17 protein-coding genes are annotated in these 18,885 nt (G+C 76.7%); all 17 read left to right on the forward strand.

Annotated features, from left to right (window positions below):
* Window positions 1-40 precede the first annotated feature (40 nt).
* Entirely contained in the window at window positions 41-1,036 is a 996-nt protein-coding gene (gene rsmH, locus E9549_RS19330; protein ID WP_236828225.1) for a 16S rRNA (cytosine(1402)-N(4))-methyltransferase RsmH, read from the forward strand.
* Window positions 1,033-1,626 (forward strand): hypothetical protein, encoded by a 594-nt coding sequence (locus tag E9549_RS19335; RefSeq protein ID WP_236828226.1) that lies wholly within the window; start codon window positions 1,033-1,035, stop codon window positions 1,624-1,626. Before rsmH ends, E9549_RS19335 begins: the two co-directional genes overlap by 4 nt.
* A 3-nt stretch (window positions 1,627-1,629) precedes the next feature.
* Complete coding sequence (locus E9549_RS19340) at window positions 1,630-3,471, forward strand: penicillin-binding protein 2 (RefSeq protein WP_236828227.1); 1,842 nt, start codon at window positions 1,630-1,632, stop codon at window positions 3,469-3,471.
* A 118-nt stretch (window positions 3,472-3,589) separates the two neighbouring features.
* Window positions 3,590-5,146 carry a UDP-N-acetylmuramoyl-L-alanyl-D-glutamate--2,6-diaminopimelate ligase gene (locus E9549_RS19345; RefSeq protein WP_236828228.1) on the forward strand — a complete coding sequence of 519 codons (1,557 nt, stop codon included), beginning with the start codon at window positions 3,590-3,592 and terminating at the stop codon, window positions 5,144-5,146.
* The gene (gene murF, locus E9549_RS19350; protein WP_236828229.1) at window positions 5,143-6,534 is read left to right on the forward strand and encodes a UDP-N-acetylmuramoyl-tripeptide--D-alanyl-D-alanine ligase; all 1,392 of its coding nucleotides are present in this window, start codon (window positions 5,143-5,145) and stop codon (window positions 6,532-6,534) included. Before E9549_RS19345 ends, murF begins: the two co-directional genes overlap by 4 nt.
* Complete coding sequence (gene mraY, locus E9549_RS19355) at window positions 6,531-7,610, forward strand: phospho-N-acetylmuramoyl-pentapeptide-transferase (protein ID WP_236828230.1); 1,080 nt, start codon at window positions 6,531-6,533, stop codon at window positions 7,608-7,610. Before murF ends, mraY begins: the two co-directional genes overlap by 4 nt.
* Window positions 7,607-9,046, forward strand: coding sequence for a UDP-N-acetylmuramoyl-L-alanine--D-glutamate ligase (gene murD, locus E9549_RS19360; RefSeq protein ID WP_236828231.1), 1,440 nt, complete (start codon window positions 7,607-7,609; stop codon window positions 9,044-9,046). Before mraY ends, murD begins: the two co-directional genes overlap by 4 nt.
* Window positions 9,043-10,572: a putative lipid II flippase FtsW gene (gene ftsW, locus E9549_RS19365; RefSeq protein WP_236828232.1), complete on the forward strand. Its 1,530-nt coding sequence runs from the start codon at window positions 9,043-9,045 to the stop codon at window positions 10,570-10,572. The genes murD and ftsW overlap by 4 nt, the downstream gene beginning before the upstream one ends.
* Before the next feature lie 56 nt (window positions 10,573-10,628).
* Window positions 10,629-11,666, forward strand: coding sequence for a glycosyltransferase (locus tag E9549_RS19370; RefSeq protein ID WP_255716220.1), 1,038 nt, complete (start codon window positions 10,629-10,631; stop codon window positions 11,664-11,666).
* Window positions 11,663-13,120, forward strand: a complete 1,458-nt coding sequence (gene murC, locus E9549_RS19375; protein WP_236828234.1) for a UDP-N-acetylmuramate--L-alanine ligase — start codon at window positions 11,663-11,665, stop codon at window positions 13,118-13,120. Before E9549_RS19370 ends, murC begins: the two co-directional genes overlap by 4 nt.
* On the forward strand, window positions 13,117-13,932 hold the full coding sequence (locus tag E9549_RS19380) for an FtsQ-type POTRA domain-containing protein (protein WP_236828235.1): 816 nt from the start codon (window positions 13,117-13,119) through the stop codon (window positions 13,930-13,932). Before murC ends, E9549_RS19380 begins: the two co-directional genes overlap by 4 nt.
* A gap of 534 nt (window positions 13,933-14,466) precedes the next feature.
* The gene (ftsZ, locus tag E9549_RS19385; RefSeq protein WP_236828236.1) at window positions 14,467-15,783 is read left to right on the forward strand and encodes a cell division protein FtsZ; all 1,317 of its coding nucleotides are present in this window, start codon (window positions 14,467-14,469) and stop codon (window positions 15,781-15,783) included.
* 86 nt (window positions 15,784-15,869) lie between these two features.
* On the forward strand, window positions 15,870-16,601 hold the full coding sequence (pgeF, locus tag E9549_RS19390) for a peptidoglycan editing factor PgeF (RefSeq protein WP_236828237.1): 732 nt from the start codon (window positions 15,870-15,872) through the stop codon (window positions 16,599-16,601).
* Window positions 16,602-16,682: 81 nt separating this feature from the next.
* Complete coding sequence (locus tag E9549_RS19395; protein WP_236828238.1) at window positions 16,683-17,483, forward strand: YggS family pyridoxal phosphate-dependent enzyme; 801 nt, start codon at window positions 16,683-16,685, stop codon at window positions 17,481-17,483.
* A gap of 25 nt (window positions 17,484-17,508) precedes the next feature.
* Window positions 17,509-18,228: a cell division protein SepF gene (locus tag E9549_RS19400; protein WP_236828239.1), complete on the forward strand. Its 720-nt coding sequence runs from the start codon at window positions 17,509-17,511 to the stop codon at window positions 18,226-18,228.
* Window positions 18,229-18,279: 51 nt separating this feature from the next.
* Window positions 18,280-18,567, forward strand: coding sequence for a YggT family protein (locus E9549_RS19405; protein WP_091934897.1), 288 nt, complete (start codon window positions 18,280-18,282; stop codon window positions 18,565-18,567).
* A 98-nt stretch (window positions 18,568-18,665) separates the two neighbouring features.
* On the forward strand, window positions 18,666-18,885 hold a 220-nt coding region (locus E9549_RS19410), incomplete at its 3' end, for a DivIVA domain-containing protein (protein ID WP_236828240.1).

An 18,885-nucleotide genomic window follows, 5' to 3' on the forward strand; every position in this document is an offset into this window, starting at 1 on the left:
CATCGCGGGAGCGCCGGGCCGAACCGAGAGGCAGCAGACGATGAGCAGCACCGGACCTGCCGAGGCCCCCGGGCCGGCGCAGCCCCCGGTGCACGTCCCGGTGCTGCTGGACCGCGTCGTCGAGCTGCTCGGGCCCGCCTGCGCCGACGCCGGCGCCGTCCTGGTCGACGCCACCCTGGGGCTGGCGGGCCACACGCTGGCCATGCTCGAGGCGCACCCCGGGCTGCGCGTCGTGGGGCTGGACCGCGACCCCGAGGCGCGGGCCGAGGCGAGCCGCCGGATCCAGGCCGCCGGGCACGCCGACCGGGTCACCGTCGTGCCGGCCGTCTTCGACGAGCTCCCCGACGTGCTCGGCCGGCTGGGCATCGACGAGGTCCAGGGCGTGCTGTTCGACCTGGGCGTCTCCTCGCTCCAGCTCGACCGGCCCGACCGCGGGTTCAGCTACTCCGCCGACGCCCCGCTGGACATGCGCATGGACCCCGGCGCCCCCCGCACGGCCGCCGACGTCGTCAACACCTACCCGCCCCGGGAGCTGGCCCGGGTCCTGCGGGTCTACGGCGAGGAGCGGTTCGCCTCCCGCATCGCCGCCGCCATCGACCGCGAGCGCGCCCGCGAGCCGTTCACCGGCACCGCGCGGCTGGCCGAGCTCGTGCGGGAGGCCATCCCCGCGGCCACCCGCAGGACCGGTGGCCACCCCGCGAAGCGGACCTTCCAGGCCCTGCGCATCGAGGTCAACGACGAGCTCGGGGCGCTGGAGCGCGCCCTCCCCGCCGCGATCGAGGCCCTCGCCGTCGGCGGGCGCCTCGCCGTCATCACCTTCCACTCCTTGGAGGACCGGATCGTGAAGCAGACCCTGGCCGCGGGAGCCGCGGACCGCACCCCGCCGGACCTCCCCGTGCCGCTGCCCGAGCACGGCCCGGTGCTCCGGCTGCTCACCCGCGGCGGCGAGGCGCCCGGCCCCGAGGAGACCGCCGGCAACCCGCGGGCGGCGTCGGCCCGCGTGCGCGCGGCCGAGCGCATCCGGCGGGCGGCATGACCCGGGCCGCCGCCGTCCGCACCAGCCCGTCGCGCACGGTCCCCACCCGCACCGGGTCCACCCGTGCCACCGGCCCGGCGCCCCGCACCGCGCCGCCGGGCGCGCGCGGCACCGGGCGGGCCACCCCCCGGCCGGAGCTGCGGCTCGTGCCCACCGGCGCCGCCGCCCGGCCGCGTCGGCAGCCCCGGGCCGCGGAGCGGTCGCGCACGGCGCCGTTCGTGCTGCTGGCGGTGGGGCTGCTGGCCCTCACCACGCTCGGGCTGCTGGTGCTCAACACCGCCATCGCGGTCGACTCCCTCAAGGCCACCCAGCTGCGCACCGACAACGCCGCGCGCGCCCAGGAGGTGCAGCGCCTCGAGCAGCTCGTCGTCGCCGGTGACACCCCCGCCGACGTGGCGCGGGCGGCCGAGGCCGCCGGGCTCGTCCCGGCCGGCATCGCCGGCTACCTGGTCCTCGGGGCCGACGGGACGACGGCGATGCGCGGCACGCCGGAGCCCGCGCCCGCGCCCGAGCCCGCGCCGGAGCCCGAGCCCGCCCCCGGCGCCGCGACGGGCCCCGCGCCGGCGGGCGGCGCCGAGGGCGGGAACTGACCCGTGCCGAGCAGCGTCCGCGGTCCCGGTGCCCGCGCCCCCCGCCCGGACCCGGCGGGGCGGTCCGGCGGCGGCCCCTTCGTCTCCCGCCGCGCCCCCGGCACCCGCCGCAGCGCCGGGGCCGGCCTCTCGGTCGAGCAGCGCGGCCGCCGCAACCGGTGGGGCCTGGTCGTCCTCATCAGCCTGCTGGTGCTGGTCGTCGGCCGGCTGGTCGTGCTGCAGGGCATCGACGGCGCCGCCTACGCCAGCGCGGCCGAGCAGGACCGGCTCCGGACGATCCCGCTCGCGGCGATCCGCGGCCAGATCCTCGACCGCGACGGCAACCCGCTCGCCTACACGGTGGACGCCTCCAAGGTGGTCGCCGACCCGACGGTGGTCCGCGACCCGGCGCGCACCGCGCTGGCGCTGACCACGCTGCTCGACGTCCCCGTCCCCGAGCTCACCGAGAAGCTCACCGACGACAGCCGGTACGTGGTCCTGGCCACCCAGCTCGCCCCCGAGACGGCCGACGCGGTGGCGGCGCTCGAGCTCGCCGGCGTGTACCTGCGCGACGACCCGGTGCGCCTCTACCCGGTCGGCGCCGTGGGCGGTCAGGTGGTCGGCTTCGTCGGGCGCGAGGGCACCGGTCTGGCCGGCATCGAGCAGGTCTTCGAGGACCAGCTCTCGGGCACCGCCGGCCAGCGGACGGTGGAGGTCGGCAGCGGCGGGCACCCGATCCCGTCGGGCATCGACGAGGTCACCGAGGCCGTGGACGGCCGCGACGTCACCCTCACCCTCGACGAGGACCTGCAGTACGTCACCGAGGAGCGGCTGGCGCAGGCGTGCGCCGACGGCGCCACCACCCGGGCGTCGGCCGTGGTGCTCGAGGTCGCGACCGGGCGCGTCGCGGCCATGGGGTCCTGCCCCGGCTACGACCCCGGCAGCTACTCCACGACCGACCCCGACCTGCTGGGCAACCCGGTGGTCAGCGACGTCTTCGAGCCCGGCTCCGTCATGAAGGCGGTGACCCTCGCGGCCGCCGTCGAGGAGGGGCAGGCGACCCCCGACCGCGTCCTGACCGTGGACGGGCACATCCAGGCCGGCGACCGGGTGGTCACCGACGCGCACGACCACGACCCGGTCGACTGGACCGTCACCGGCATCCTCGCCAAGTCCAGCAACGTCGGGACGATCATGCTGGCCCGCGAGGTCGGCGACGAGAAGCTCGAGGAGTACCTGCGCGCCTTCGGCGTCGGGGAGAGGACCGGCATCGAGCTCCCCGGCGAGAGCCGCGGCATCCTGCAGGACTCCGCCGAGTGGAGCGAGGTGCGGGCGGCCAACGTGGCCATCGGGCAGGGCGTCTCGGTGACCACTCTGCAGATGGCCTCGATCTACCAGGCGATCGCCAACGGCGGCGTGCGGGTGGAGCCCCGGGTCGTGCAGTCGGTGACCGGGGCCGACGGCCGCCCGGCGCCGACCCCCGAGCCAGCCCGCACCCGGGTGGTCAGCGAGTCCACCGCCGAGCAGATGGCCTACATGCTCGAGGCGGTCGTCGGGAAGGGGGGCACCGCCCCGCTGGCCCAGGTCGAGGGCTTCCGGGTCGCCGGCAAGACCGGCACCGCGCAGCGCGCCAACCCCGAGTGCAACTGCTACGCCGGCGGCGGGTACGTGACCACGTTCGTCGGCTTCGCGCCGGCCGACGACCCGCAGTACGTCGTCGCGGTGGACCTGGAGCGGCCGAGCAGCTCCGCGGAGGGCGGGCAGGTCGCAGCACCGGTGTTCGCCGACGTCATGCGGGCGGCGCTCATGGCCGACGGCGTGGTGCCCTCCGGCACCGCCCGCCCCGAGTTCGAGCTCACCGGGTGAGGACCCCGCTGCCCCCCACCGACCGCACGCTCACGGCGGGCCCCTGCAGGGGGGCCGCCGCGCGCGGGCCCGCGGCGAAGTGCTGTCCGCGGAGTGCCCGCCGGTAGATTGGAGCCCCGTGACCCCGACCGACCCCGGGACGGCCCCGCGGCCCACGGGGAACCGCCCGCTGCCCCTGGCCGAACTGGCCGACCTGATCGGCCCGCCGGAGGGCCCCGGCGCCGACGTCGTGGTCTCCGGGGTCACGCTCGCCTCCGGTGAGGTGGGCCCGGGGTTCCTCTACGCCGCCCTGCCCGGCGCCCGCACGCACGGGGTCCGCTTCGCCGCCGACGCCGCCGCCCGCGGGGCCGTCGCGCTGCTCACCGACCCCACCGGCCGCGCGGACGCGCTCGCCACCGGGCTGCCGGTCTGCGTCGTCGACGCCCCCCGCCAGGTGCTCGGCGCGGTCGCCGACCGGGTCTACGGCGAGCCGAGCCGCCGGCTCACCGTCCTCGGCATCACCGGCACCAACGGCAAGACGACGACGAGCTACCTGGTCGAGGCCGGGCTCGCCGCCGCCGGCCGCGCCACCGGCCTGATCGGCACGGTGCAGGCGCGCACCCGGGCCGCGGACGGCACCGTCACGGCCCTGCCCAGCATCCGCACCACGCCCGAGGCGCCGGCGCTGCACGCGCTGCTGGCCGGGATGGCCGACGCCGGCGTCGACGCCGTCGTCATGGAGGTCTCCAGCCACGCGCTGGTGCAGGGCCGGGTGGGCGGCGTGCGCTTCGCCGCGGCCGGCTTCACCAACCTGGGCCGCGACCACCTGGACTTCCACCGCGACATGGAGGACTACTTCCAGGCCAAGGCCCTGCTGTTCGACGGCCGGGCCGCCGCCGAGGTGGTCGACGTCGACGACCCGTACGGGCGCCGCCTGGTCGAGCGGGCCGGGCGCCCGCGACCGGTCACCGTGGCCGGCGGCGAGGGCGCGGCGGCCGACTGGAGCGTCTCGGACGTCGCGACGGCGCCCGGCGGGGGCTCGACGTTCACCCTGCACGGGCCCGGCGGGCGGAGCTGGCCGGCGCGCGTCCGGCTGCCCGGGCGGTTCAACGTGGCCAACGCGGTGCTGGCCGTGGCGCTCCTGGACGCCGTCGGCGTCGCGGTCGAGGACGCGGTCGCCGGGCTCGCCGAGACGGTGGTCCCGGGCCGGATGGAGCCGGTGGACGCCGGGCAGCCCTTCGTCGCCGTCGTCGACTACGCACACACCCCCGACGCCGTGCGGACCGCGCTCGCCGCGCTGCGCGCGGCGACCCCCGGCCGGCTGGTCACCGTCCTCGGCTGCGGTGGCGACCGCGACCCGGGCAAGCGCCCCGAGATGGGCCGGGTGGCGGCCGAGGGCAGCGACGTGCTCGTGGTCACCGACGACAACCCGCGCTCGGAGGACCCCGCGGCGATCCGGGCCGCGATGCTGGCCGGGGCCCGCGAGGTGCCCGCCGACCGGCGCGCCGAGGTCCGGGAGATCGGTGACCGCCGGGCCGCGCTGGCCGCCGCGGCCGCGCTGGCCCGGGCGGGGGACACCCTGCTCGTCGCCGGCAAGGGCCACGAGACCGGCCAGGAGGTCGCCGGCACGGTGCACCCGTTCGACGACCGCGCGCAGCTGCGCGAGGTGCTCGCCGCGGCGGGGGCGCGGGCGTGATCCGGCTCTCGCTGCACGAGGTGGCCCAGCTCGCCGGGGGCCGGCTCGAGGGCCCGCCGGACGGCGCGGTCACCGGCGCGGTCACGCTGGACTCGCGCGCCGTCGCCCCCGGGGACCTCTTCGTCGCCGTGGCGGGGGAGCGGGTCGACGGGCACGACTTCCTCGGTGCGGCCGCGGCCGCCGGGGCGGTCGCCGCGCTGGTCGCCCGTCCGGACCCGGCGCTGCCCTGCGTCGTCGTCGAGGACCCCGTGGTCGCGCTGGGCCGGCTGGCGGCGGGGGTGCACGAGCGGTTGACCGCCGCGGGCGTGCGCACCCTGGCGATCACCGGATCCTCGGGCAAGACCTCGACCAAGGACCTCCTCGGCCAGGTGCTCGCCGCGGCCGGGCCGACGGTCAGCCCCCCGGGGTCCTACAACAACGACATCGGCCTGCCGCTGACCGTGCTGTCCGCCGACGCCGGCACCCGGTTCCTCGTCCTGGAGATGGGCGCCCGCGGGCGCGGCCACATCGCCCGGCTGTGCCAGGTGGCCCGCCCCGAGGTCGGCGTCGTCCTCAACGTGGGCTCGGCCCACCTCGGCGAGTTCGGCAGCGCCGACGGCATCGCGCAGGCCAAGGGGGAGCTCGTGGAGGCGCTGCCGGCCGGGGGCACCGCGGTGCTCAACGCCGATGACGCCCGCGTGCTGGGCATGGCGCCCCGCACGCGCGCCCGGGTGCTCACCACGGGCCGGGCCGAGCAGGCGGCGGTCCGGGCCGTCGACGTCGCGCTCGACGAGAGCGCCCGTGCCCGCTTCACCCTGGTCGCCGGCGGGGAGCGGCACCCCGTGTCCCTGCGCGTGGTGGGGGAGCACCAGGTGGCCAACGCGCTGTCGGCCGCGGGCGCCGCGCTGGCCGTCGGCCTGGAGCCGGCCGCCGTCGCCGCGGCGCTGTCGGCTGCGCAGCCGCGCAGCCGCTGGCGCATGGAGATCGACCGGCGCCCCGACGGCGTCACCGTGGTCAACGACGCCTACAACGCCAACCCCGAGTCGATGCGGGCCGCGCTCGCCGCCCTGGCCGGGCTGGCCGGGACTCGGCGCATCGCCGTCCTCGGGGGCATGGCCGAGCTCGGCCCGGACGCCGACGCGGAGCACGAGCGGCTGGGCCGCGACGCGGCCGCCGCGGGGGTCGACCTCGTCGTCGCGGTGGGCGCCGATGCGGTAGGCATAGCGGGAGGTGCGACCGCCGCGGGGCGGCGCGCAGGAGAGGAGTCGGTGCACGTGCCGGACCGGGCCGCTGCCCTAGCGCTGCTGTCGGAGGTGCTGCGACCGGGTGACGTCGTCCTCGTGAAGGCCAGCCGGGCCCACGGCCTGGAGCTCCTCGCCGCCGACCTGCTGGGCGGTGCCGCGCTGTGAGGAGCGTGCTCATCGCGGCGGCGGTCGGCCTGATCGTCTCCATCCTGACCACCCCGCTGGCGATCCGGGCGTTCCGGCGGCAGGGCCTGGGCCAGGAGATCCGCGACGACGGCCCCGAGAGCCACCTCTCGAAGAAGGGCACGCCCACGATGGGCGGCACCGTCATCGTCGGCGCCACCGTGGTCGGGTACCTCGCCGCGCACCTGGTGTTCGTCGGCGAGTCCGGGTGGGGGTTCAGCGCCACCGGGTTGCTGCTGCTCTTCCTCATGGTGGGCATGGGCACGGTCGGCTTCCTCGACGACTACCTGAAGATCCGGCACCGGCGCAGCCTGGGCCTGAACAAGACGGCGAAGCTGGTCGGCCAGCTGGTCGTCGGCGTGACCTTCGCCGTCCTGGCGATCAACTTCCCGAACGACGACGGTGTCGAGCCCGCCTCCACCGTCGTCTCCTACGTCCGCGACATCGCGCCGCTGGCCCTCGGCCCGATCGCGTTCGTGATCCTGGCCTACCTGTTCATCGCGGGCTTCTCCAACGCGGTGAACCTCACCGACGGACTCGACGGGCTGGCCGCCGGCGCCTCGGCGATGGTGCTCGCCTCCTACATCGTCATCTCGTTCTGGCAGTTCACCCACGACTGCGCCAACGAGCTGATCGAGGGCTGCTACACCGTCCGCGACCCGCTCGACGTCACCCTCGTCGCGGCCGCCGGCATGGGCGCGTGCCTGGGCTTCCTGTGGTGGAACACCAGCCCGGCGCGGATCTTCATGGGCGACACCGGGTCGCTCGCGCTCGGCGGGCTGCTCTCCGGCCTGGCGATCGTCACCCGCACCGAGCTGCTGCTCGTCGTCCTCGGCGGGCTGTTCGTCGCGGTGACGCTGTCGGTGATCATCCAGGTGGCGTTCTTCCGCGCCACCCGCCGCCGGGTGTTCCGGATGGCGCCGCTGCACCACCACTTCGAGCTGGCCGGCTGGACCGAGAACACCGTCATCGTGCGGTTCTGGCTGGTCACCGGCATGGCGGTGGCCTTCGGTCTCGGCCTGTTCTACGCCGACTGGCTGAGCTTCGTGGGGCTGTGAGCGGCACCCCGGCGGTCTCCGGCCGCACCGTCCTCGTCGCCGGGCTCGGCGTCTCCGGCGCGGCCGCCGCCCGGGTGCTGCTGGCCGCCGGCGCCCGGGTGCTGCTCACCGACGCCGCCCGCCCCGCGGTGGTCGACGAGCTCACCGGCGCGGGCGCCGGGTGGCTGGGCGCGACGGAGGTGCTGCCCGACGGGGTGGACCTCGTCGTCACGTCCCCGGGCTGGCGCCCGGACGCGCCCCTGCTGGTCGACGCCGCCGCCCGCGGGGTCGAGGTGGTCGGCGAGCCCGAGCTGGCGTGGCGGCTGCGCGTCCCCGGGCCGGACGGCGCCGCCGCGCCGTGGTTCGCCGTCACGGGCACCAACGGCAAGACGACGACGGTCACCATGCTCGAGGCGATCCTGCTCGCGGCCGGCCGGAAGGCGGTCGCCGCCGGGAACGTCGGCCGGCCCCTCGTCGAGGTGGTCACCGCCCGCGAGGCGGACGGCACGCCCTCCTACGACGCGCTCGCCGTCGAGCTCTCCAGCTTCCAGCTGCACTGGTCCTCCTCGCTGGCCCCCGCCGCCGCCGCGGTGCTCAACGTCGCCGACGACCACACCGACTGGCACGGCTCCTTCCCCGCCTACCGCGACGCGAAGGCGCGCATCCTGGAGCGCGCCCCGATCGCCGTCGCCGACGCGGGCGACCCCGTCGCCGCCGGCCTCGTGGCGGCCCACCCGCGGCCGGTGACGGTCACCCTGGGCGAGCCGGCCCCGGGCCAGCTCGGGGTCCGCGACGGGGTCCTGGTCGACCGCGCCTTCGCCGCCGACCCGGCGGGGGAGGCGCTGCTGGAGCGTGACCGGCTGCCGGTGCCGGGCCCGCACAACGTGGTCAACGCGCTCGCGGCCGCCGCCCTGGCCCGCTCGGCCGGGGTGTCGGCCGAGGCGGTCGCCCGGGGCCTGGCCGGCTTCGCCGGCGGCGCGCACCGCAACGCCCTGGTCGCCACGGTCGACGGCGTGGACTGGGTCGACGACAGCAAGGCCACCAACCCCCACGCGGCCGGGGCGTCGCTGGCCTCCTACCCGCGCGTGGTCTGGATCGCGGGGGGCCTGCTCAAGGGCGCCGACGTCGACCCGCTGGTGGCCGCGGTCGCGCCGCGGCTGACCGGCGTCGTCCTGCTCGGCCGCGACCGCGCCGTCGTGGCCCGCTCGCTGGCGCGACACGCCCCGTCGGTGCCGGTCGTGGAGGTCCCGAGCGGCGACGATGGCGGGATGGACGGGACGGGTGTGACTGCAGAGGCGACGATCACCCGGGTCGTCGCCGCCGCCGCCGGGCTCGCCCGGCCGGGCGACACCGTGCTGCTGGCCCCGGCGGCCGCCTCGATGGACGTCTTCCGGGACTACGCGCACCGCGGCCGCGCCTTCGCCGACGCCGTGCGCGCGCTCGGGGCCGGGCGATGACCACCACCGAGCGGCCGCTGCGCGAGGCGCGCACCACCCGGGGCCGCACGCGCCCGGTGGCGCCGCGCACGCCGCAGCGCCGCTGGACGGGGCCCGCGTGGCTCGACGGACCGCTCACCAGCTGCCACCTGGTGCTCGGCGCGGCGGGGCTGCTGCTGCTCATCGGGCTGGTCATGGTGTTCTCCGCCTCCGCCATCGAGGCCGCGCTGGCCGACGAGCCGGCGTGGGCCCCGGGCGTGAAGCAGCTCGTGCTCGCCTGCATCGGGCTGGGCGCGATGGTGGTCGCGATGCGGCTGCCGGTGGGCCTGGTGCGCCGCTGGTCACCCGTCGCGCTGCTGGTCGTGATCGGCCTGCTCGTGCTCGTGCTGATCCCCGGCATCGGCCTGGAGCGCAACGGCGCCCGGCAGTGGATCCCGCTCGGCGTCACCGACTTCCAGCCCTCGGAGGCCGGCAAGCTGGTGTTCGCGCTGTGGGGGGCGCACGTCATCGCGCTGCGCGAGCGCTACCTGACGACGACGTCGCTGCTGGTGCCGGTGCTCCCGGTGTTCGTGCTGCTGTCGGGCCTGCTCATCCTCGAGCCGGACTTCGGCGGCGTGGTGAGCCTGGGGCTGGTCCTGGTCGGCCTCCTCTGGGCCGGCGGGATGCCGATGCGCTGGTTCGGCGCGCTCGCCGCCGCCGCGGTCGTCGCGATCGTCGTCATGGTGCAGGCCGCGCCGTACCGCATGGCGCGGATCACCGCGTTCCTCGACCCCTTCGCCGACCCCGACCACACCGGCTTCCAGGCGATCCGCGGCATGTACGCGCTGGCCACCGGCGGCCTGTGGGGGGTCGGCCTCGGCAACAGCGCGATGAAGTGGAACATCCTGCCCGAGGCCGAGTCCGACTACATCTTCGCGATCATCGGTGAGGAGCTCGGGTTCCTCGGCTGCCTGGTCGTCGTCACCCTCTACGGCGTCCTGGCCTACGCCGGATTCCGCATCGCCCGCCGCTCGGCCGACCGCTTCGTCCAGCTCGCCTGCGTCGCGATCACCGTGTGGCTCACCGGCCAGGCGACCATGAACATGGGGTACGTGGTGGGCCTGCTCCCGGTGACCGGTGTGACCCTCCCGCTGATCTCGGCGGGCGGGACCTCGCTGATCCTCACCCTCTTCATCGTCGGGCTGCTGGCCCGGTTCGCCCGCTCGGAGCCGGCCGCCATCGAGGCGCTGCGCACCGCCGAGCGGGGCCGCCTGGCGCGGCTGCTCGCGCCGGCCCCCACCGTGGCGGTGGACCAGGTTCGGCCCCGGCGGTTCCCCGGGGCCGACGGCCCCGAGCGGCCCGTCGTCGGCGGCGCCCGCACGCTGCTGCACGCCCGCGGTGCCGACCCGCGCCGGTCGCCCGCGCCGACCCCGGCGGCCCGCGCCGGCGGCTCCGCGCGGCCCCGCGCCGCCGCCCGCGGTGGTGCGCCGGTCCGGGAGCAGGCGCGCACCGGTGCGCCCCGGCAGCGGCCGGTCGCCCCGCGCGGCCGTCCCGGGGGCGAGCGGTGAGCGCCGTCCGCTCCGTCGTCCTCGCCGGTGGCGGCACCGGGGGGCACATCGAGCCGATGCTCGCCCTGGCCGACGCCCTCCGCCGGCGCGATCCCGCGCTCCGGCTGACCTGCCTGGGGACCGCCCGCGGCATGGAGACCCGGCTGGTGCCCGCGCGTGGCTACGACCTGCGCCTGATCCCGCCCGTGCCGCTGCCCCGCAAGCCCACGCCCGACCTGCTGCGCGTGCCCGGCCGGGTGCGCCGCGCCGTGGCGGAGACCCGGGCGCTGCTCGACGAGCTGGGCGCGGACGTCGTCGTCGGCTTCGGCGGCTACGTGGCGCTCCCGGCCTACCTGGCCGCGCGGCGGGGTGGCGTCCCGGTCGTGGTGCACGAGCAGAACGCGCTGCCGGGCCTGGCCAACCGCATCGGGGCCCGCCTCGCCGCCCGGGTGGCGGTCACCGCGCCGGGCACCCCGCTGCACCGCGGGGAGCACGTCGGCATGCCGCTGCGCCGGGCGATCTCCTCCCTCGACCGGGCCGCGCGCCGCGCCGAGGCCCGGGCCGAGTTCGGGCTCGACCCCGACCGCCCGACGCTGCTGGTCTTCGGTGGCTCCCAGGGGGCCGCCTCGCTCAACCGGGCCGCGGTCGGTGCGGCCGGGGCGCTCACCGCCGCCGGCGTCCAGGTGCTGCACGCCCGCGGGCCGAAGAACACCGACGTCGTCGTGCCGGGTCGGGCGGCGGGCGAGGCGCCCTACGTGCTCGTCGACTACCTCGAGCGCATGGACCTCGCCTACGCCGCCGCCGACCTGGCGCTGTGCCGCTCGGGCGCGGTCACCGTCGCCGAGCTGTCCGCGGTGGGGCTGCCGGCGGCGTTCGTCCCGCTGCCCATCGGCAACGGGGAGCAGCGCCGCAACGCCCTCCCGGTCATCGAGGCCGGCGGCGGCCTGCTGGTGGAGGACGGCGAGCTGGACCCGGCCTGGATCTCGGCCGCCCTGCTGCCGCTGCTCACCGACCCGGCCGCCCTGGCCGGGCTGGCCCGCCACGCCGCCGCGGCCGGGGTGCCCGACGCCGACGAACGGCTGGCCGACATCGTCTGCGAGGTGGCCGGCACGTGAGCGCCGACTCCGTCGCGGCCTGGTCCGGCCCGGTGCCCGCGCTGCCCGAGCTGGGGGCCGTGCACCTGATCGGGATCGGCGGTGCCGGCATGAGCGGCATCGCCCGCATCCTGCTGGCCCGCGGCGTGCCGGTCTCCGGCTCCGACCGCCGGGACGGGCCCACGCTGCTGGCCCTCCGGGCCCTGGGCGCGCGGGTCGAGGTCGGGCACGACGGCGCCCACCTGGGCGACGCCGCGACCGTGGTGGTCTCGACGGCGATCCGGGCGGACAACCCCGAGCTCGTCGCCGCCCGGGAGCGTGGCCTGCGCGTGCTGCCGCGGGCCGTCGCCCTGGCCGCGGTGATGGCCGGCCGGCGGAGCGTCGCGGTCGCCGGTACGCACGGGAAGACCTCGACCACCTCCATGCTCACCGTCGCGGTGCAGGCCTGCGGCGTCGACGCCTCCTTCGCCATCGGCGGCAACCTCAACGAGTCGGGGAGCAACGCGCACGCGGGGGAGGGCGACGTCTTCGTCGCGGAGGCCGACGAGAGCGACCGCTCGTTCCTGCTGCTCTCGCCGTTCGCCGCGATCGTCACGAACGTCGAGGCCGACCACCTCGACAACTACGGCGACCTCGCGGCCGTGGAGGCGGCGTTCGACCGGTTCCTGCAGACCGTGGACCCCGCGGGCTTCGTCGTGCTCTGCGCCGACGACCCCGGTGCCGCCCGGCTCGCCGGGGTCCCCGGGCCGGCGCGGGTGCGCACGTACGGCACGGCCGAGGACGCCGACCTCCGGATGGTCGACCTCGAGGTGGGCCGGGAGCACACCACCTACACCGCGCTGCTGGACGGCGCCGTGCTCGGCCGGGTGCAGATCCGGGTGCCGGGGGAGCACATGGCCCGCAACAGCGCGGCGGCGCTGCTCGCCGGCCTGGAGCTCGGCCTGCCCGCGCACGGGCTGGTGGAGGGGCTGGCGCGGTTCGGCGGGGTGCACCGGCGGTTCGAGCTCAAGGGCACCGCCGGCGGGGTGCGGGTCTACGACGACTACGCCCACCACCCGACGGAGGTCACCGCGCAGCTGCGGGCGGCCCGCGCGGTGGCGGGGGAGGGGCGGCTCGTCGTCGCCTTCCAGCCCCACCTGTACAGCCGCACCCAGGAGTTCGCCGAGGGGTTCGGCGCGGCGCTCGGCCTGGCCGACGAGGTCGTGGTGATGGACGTCTACGGCGCCCGGGAGGACCCCGTCCCCGGGGTGACCGGGGCGATGGTCGCCGACGCCGTCCCGCTGCCCGCCGAGCACGTGCACTTCGAGCCGTCCTGGTCGGCGGCCGCACCCGCGCTCGCCGCCCGCGCCCGCCCCGGCGACCTGGTCATGACGATGGGGGCCGGTGACGTCTCCATGGTGGGCCCGGAGGTCCTCGACGCCCTCCGCGCCGGTGAGCCGGGCGGGGAGGACGACGCGCCGGACGCCGGCCGGTGAGCCGGGCCGGCAGCACCACCCGCGACCGGACCCGGCGCGGCCGCGGCCCGGCCGAGCGCCGGGCGGCCGTGCGCCGGGGCGGGCGTGTCACCCCGCTGCCCGACCGGCGCCCGGCCCGGCGGCGCACCCGTCGGCGCCGGTCGCTCCAGCTCGTCGCGGCGCTGACCGTCGTCGCGGCGGTCTGCTGGCTGCTCTGGCTGGGCCCGTGGCTCGCGGTCCGCACGGTGCAGGTGGACGGGACGGCGACCCTGACGGCCGAGCGCGTGCAGGAGGTCGCCCGGGTGCCCGAGGGGGTGCCGCTGCTCCGGGTGGACCTCGGCGCGGTGGAGGACCGGGTGGCCCGGCTGCCGCAGGTGCGCGACGTGCAGGCGGCCCGCGGCTGGCCCGACCGGATCGTCGTCACGGTCGCCGAGCGGGTCCCGGTGGCGGTCGTCGGCCCGCCCGGGCGGCGGTCGCTGGTCGACGCCGAGGGCGTGCTGTTCGACACCCTCACCGGGGACGCCCCGCGCGGCGTCGTCCCGCTGACCGTCGACGACCCGGCGCCGGACGACCCCGCGACCACGGCCGCGCTCGCCGCCATCCGCGCCCTGCCCGGCCAGCTCCGGGAGGACGTCGCCGAGGTCACCGCACCCGACGCGCAGTCGATCACGATGACCCTCGCCGACGGCACGGTGGTGGTGTGGGGCGGCGCCGAGGAGTCGGGTACCAAGGCCGAGGTGCTCGTCGCGCTGCTCGACCGGATCGCCGGTGGCGAGCTGGAGCCGGCCGACCTCGTCGACGTGAGCGCCCCCTCCGCCGTCGTCCTGCGCTGACCTGTCCACCGCCGGTCCGGCGGGCTCTCCGTGCCGGTGAGGTGACCGTTCCCAGGACCGGACCGGTGTGCGCAGGAGCGAGCGGAGCCGACCCGCGGAGCGTCGAGCCGCGTGTGCACCCGGCTCGCCCCTCCCAGCAGCGGCCACGGGTGCGGCCCGGTGCGACCCCGCCGCCGGTCCGGTGGCGGACGGTGGCCGCGCGCGTGCACACCGGCTCGACGAGGGAGGCCCGGCGACACGCCGTCGTCCGCGACACGCCCGACACGCGCCCCGGCCGCGGATCTTTCTGCTCACCCGCGCCGACCGCGCCTGGATCACGGGATAAGACATTTCCGGCGCGAGTCGTCACAGCCAGTGGTGCAGATGTGACCAACGGGTCGCCGGAGCCTGGTGCGATCCGGGTCCACCGACACGCCGACCCGGAGAGGGTGCTTGTAGCGCCTTCCGACGCGCACCTAACTTCATCCCCGTCGACCTGGTTGACATAACTGTAAGGCTGAACTCGAGGTTGAGGGAAGACGGTAGGAGCGCCGCATGACACCTCCGCACAACTATCTAGCGGTCATCAAGGTCGTCGGCATCGGCGGCGGCGGGGTGAACGCGGTCAACCGCATGATCGAAGTCGGCCTCAAGGGGGTCGAGTTCATCGCGATCAACACCGACGCGCAGGCGCTGCTGATGAGCGACGCCGACGTCAAGCTCGACGTCGGCCGCGAGCTCACCCGCGGGCTCGGCGCCGGTGCGCAGCCCGACGTCGGCCGGCAGGCCGCCGAGGACCACCGCGAGGAGATCGAGGAGGTGCTCAAGGGCGCCGACATGGTCTTCGTCACCGCGGGCGAGGGTGGCGGGACCGGCACCGGTGGGGCGCCCGTCGTGGCCTCGATCGCCCGCAAGCTCGGGGCGCTGACCATCGGTGTCGTCACGCGGCCGTTCGCCTTCGAGGGCAAACGGCGGGCGGTGCAGGCCGAGTCGGGCATCGAGGAGCTGCGCAACGAGTGCGACACGCTCATCGTGATCCCGAACGACCGCCTGCTGCAGCTCGGCGACCGGAACGTCAGCGTCATGGACGCCTTCCGCACCGCCGACCAGGTGCTGCTCTCCGGTGTCCAGGGCATCACCGACCTGATCACCACGCCCGGCCTGATCAACCTGGACTTCGCCGACGTCAAGTCGGTCATGTCCGGGGCGGGCTCGGCGCTGATGGGCATCGGCAGCGCCCGCGGTGACAACCGCGCGCTGCTGGCCGCCGAGCAGGCGATCGCCAGCCCGCTGCTGGAGGCCTCGATGGAGGGGGCCCACGGCGTGCTGCTGTCGATCTCCGGCGGGTCGGACCTCGGCCTGTTCGAGATCAACGAGGCCGCCTCGCTGGTGTCGGACGCCGCGCACCCCGACGCCAACATCATCTTCGGCGCCGTCATCGACGACGCCCTCGGTGACGAGGTGCGGGTCACCGTGATCGCCGCGGGCTTCGACGGCGGGCGGCCCAACACCCGCCAGGACGGCGCGGCCGCGACCAGCGCGCCGCAGGGCGGCGTCTCCACCGGAGGCGCCTCGCCGTTCGCCGCGCACCGCCGCCCGGTGGCCGCCCCGCCGGTGGCCCCGGCTGCGCCGCCCGTCGCGGCGCCGTCGACCGGCTCCGCGCCGGCCCCGGCCCCCGCCGCCCCGCCGGTGACGGGGGAGCGGCTCGCCCAGCAGGCCCCGCCGGCCTCCGGCGGGCGCGCCGGTGCCGGGGGCGGCCTCACCGTGCCCCCGCTGCCGCCCATCCAGGGCTCCGCGGGCAACGGCCGCCGACCGCTGTCGAACGAGGACTTCGAGGAGGAGCTCGACATCCCGGAGTTCCTCAAGGGCTGAAGGACCCCGCCCTCCTCATCCCTCGCACGCTCGGGACGAGCCTCTGGGCGGGGCCGCCACGCGCCGGGCACGTATCGTCTGGCGCGATGAGCAACGAACCGGCCGCTCCGTCGGAGGTACGACCCCGCAGGGTCGTCACCGACCGGCGGGGCGGCCGTTCCCGTCCGCCCTACGACTCCTTCAACCTGGGCTCCCACGTGGGGGACGATCCCGGTGACGTCGCCGCCAACCGGGCCCGCGTGGCGCGGGAGCTGGGCGTGGGGGAGGACCGGCTGGTCTGGATGGACCAGGTGCACGGCACCGGCGTCGCGGTCGTCGACGGGCCGCAGGACGGGCCGGTGGCCGGCACCGACGGGCTGGTCACCGCGACCCGTGGACTCGTCCTCGCGGTGCTGGCGGCCGACTGCGTGCCCGTCCTGCTGGCCGACCACCGGGCCGGTGTCGTCGCGGCCGTCCACGCCGGGCGCGAAGGCGTCCGCAAGGGGGTGCTCCCGGCGGCGCTGTCGGCCATGGCGAGCCTCGGCGCCCGGGCCCGGGACGTGACCGCGCTGCTGGGCCCCGCCGTGTGCGGCGCGTGCTACGAGGTGCCTGCGGAGATGCAGCACGAGGTGGCGCGGATCGCGCCCGCCGCCGCGGTCCCCACCCGGGCCGGCACCACCGGCCTGGACCTGCGGGCCGGGGTCGAGCAGATCCTCCGGCGCGCCGGCATCCCGGAGGTGGTCCAGGACCCCCGCTGCACCGCCGAGGACCCCGCGCTCTTCTCCCACCGGCGCGACGGCGTCACCGGCCGCCAGGCCGGCTTGGTCTGGCTCGCCTAGGAGGCCACCCTTCCCCCGCACCGCGCAGGCTCGCGTCGGGACCCTGCACGGGCGCCGGTCGCTGCGGGGACAATCCAGGCCGTGAGCCGGCTCGCCGACAACCTGCGCGCGGTGCGCGCCCGCATCGACCGGGCCGCGCGGGCCGCCGGGCGCGACCCCGCGACCGTGCGGCTGCTGGCCGTGAGCAAGACCTGGCCCGCCGACGACGTGCGGGCGCTCGCGGCGCTCGGCCAGCGGGCGTTCGGCGAGAACCGGGTGCAGGAGCTGCTGACCAAGGCCGGCGAGCTCGGCGACGTCGACGTCCGCTGGCACTTCGTCGGCCAACTGCAGCGGAACAAGGCCGCGGCGGTGGCCCGCACCGGGGCCGTCGTCCACTCGCTGGACCGTGCCGCGCTCGCAGCGACGCTGGACCGGGCCGGTCAGGAGGCCGGCCGCCCGGTCGACGTGCTGATCCAGGTCGACCTGGGCGGCCCCGAGGGCGAGGCCGCCGCGCGCGGTGGGGCCGCGCCGGCGGAGGTGCCCGCGCTCGCGGACGCCGTGGCGTCGTCCGCCGGTCTGCGGCTGCGCGGTGTCATGGCCGTCGCGCCGCGGGGGGAGGAGCCCGGGCCCGCCTTCCACCGCCTCGCCCGGGTCGCCGAGCGCCTGCGCGCCGACCACCCCGGGGCGGTCGAGATCTCGGCCGGCATGAGCGGCGACCTGGAGGAGGCGATCGCCGCGGGCGCCACGCTCGTGCGTGTCGGAACCGCGTTGTTCGGCGACCGCCCCCTACCCTGCGGTGAGTTCGAGCAACACCAGCCACGCGAGTCACAGCAGTCGCACCCGCCGCTCCGGGAGCGGTCGGACGGGGACGACGAGCCGACGACCGGGCAGACGCGACGCTGAGGACACCAGCAGAGGGGGAGGTCCGATGGCTGGAGCCATGCGGAAGATGGGGATCTACCTGGGGCTCGTCGAGGACGACGTGCCCCGCGGCTACGGCCGGTACGACGCCCGCCCGTCCGACGAGCTCGAGCACGACCGTCGCTACGGCCGCTACGACGAGGACCGCTACGACGAGGACTTCGCCGACACGGGCTACGCCGAGGACGGCTACGCGGACGACTACGCCGACGACGTCCCCGCGGTCCCGCCCGCCCGCGACCCCGAGCCGCTCTCGGTCCGCCGCGTCCAGGCCCGCCCGCTCGGCCTGGCCCCGACCGGTGCGGGCGCGGCGGGCTCCACCGCCTCCCGCGTGCTGAGCACCAGCAGCGGCCCCGTGGCCGCGGCCGGCCTCGCGATGCGCGAGCCCGTGGCCGCCGCGCCCGCTCCCGAGCCCGAGCCCGAGGCGGCGCCCGCCCCGGCGGCCAAGAGCTACCAGGTCGTCACGCTGCACCCGCGCACCTACAACGAGGCGCGGACCATCGGCGAGCGGTTCCGCGACGGCATGCCGGTCATCATGAACCTCACCGAGATGGACGACGCCGACGCCAAGCGGCTCGTCGACTTCGCTGCGGGCCTGAGCTTCGGACTGCGCGGTAGTATCGAGCGCGTCACGGCGAAGGTGTTCCTGCTCAGTCCGCAGGACGTCGCCGTCACCGCTGAGGACAAGGCGAAGATCCGCGAGGGCGGGTTCTCCGAGAAGTCCTGAGCGGCGCGCAGTGGAGTCGGCACCGGCTGGTGCCCTGATCGAGCGGGGCCCGTGTCTCTTTTCTGGCAGATCGTCTCGTCGGTGCTGCTCGTCTTCCTCGTGCTGCTCTTCGCGCGGTTCGTCGTCGACTGGGTGATGGTGCTGGCGCGCAGCTGGCGGCCGTCGGGTGCGGTCGCGGCCGGTCTCGAGATCGTCTACTCCACCACCGACCCGCCGCTGAAGGCGGTGCGGAAGGTGATCCCGCCGTTGAACCTGGGGTCCATCCGACTGGACCTCGGGTTTATGGTGCTGCTGATCGCCGTGGTGGTCCTCCGGAACGTCACGCTCGCACTCGCATGACAGCTGATACCCCCCGGGTCAGAGCCGTCGGACGGTGGCGCCGCGCCACCGCTCCCACCACGTCCCTGTTCCCGCCGTCCGACCTGAGGTGACCTGCGATGCCACTCACGCCTGCCGACGTGCACAACGTCGTCTTCAAGAAGCCGCCCATCGGCAAGCGGGGCTACGACGAGGACGAGGTGGACGCCTTCCTCGACGTGGTGGAGGCCGAGCTGGCCCGCCTGATCGAGGAGAACAACGAGCTGCGGTCCAGCGCCGGCCGGGCGGGTGCGCGCGCCGAGGAGCCACCGGCCCCCACCCCGGTCCCCGCGCCGCAGC

This window comes from Blastococcus sp. MG754426 (assembly GCF_021699055.1).
Lineage (GTDB): Bacteria > Actinomycetota > Actinomycetes > Mycobacteriales > Geodermatophilaceae > Blastococcus.

Bases quoted from the DNA above. Each gene is read 5' to 3' on its own strand.
- rsmH (WP_236828225.1), top strand. From the start codon at position 41: ATGAGCAGCACCGGACCTGCCGAGGCCCCCGGGCCGGCGCAGCCCCCG.
- E9549_RS19335 (WP_236828226.1), top strand. From the start codon at position 1,033: ATGACCCGGGCCGCCGCCGTCCGCACCAGCCCGTCGCGCACGGTCCCC.
- ftsW (WP_236828232.1), top strand. From the start codon at position 9,043: ATGACCACCACCGAGCGGCCGCTGCGCGAGGCGCGCACCACCCGGGGC.
- E9549_RS19370 (WP_255716220.1), top strand. From the start codon at position 10,629: ATGCTCGCCCTGGCCGACGCCCTCCGCCGGCGCGATCCCGCGCTCCGG.
- ftsZ (WP_236828236.1), top strand. From the start codon at position 14,467: ATGACACCTCCGCACAACTATCTAGCGGTCATCAAGGTCGTCGGCATC.
- pgeF (WP_236828237.1), top strand. From the start codon at position 15,870: ATGAGCAACGAACCGGCCGCTCCGTCGGAGGTACGACCCCGCAGGGTC.
- E9549_RS19400 (WP_236828239.1), top strand. From the start codon at position 17,509: ATGGCTGGAGCCATGCGGAAGATGGGGATCTACCTGGGGCTCGTCGAG.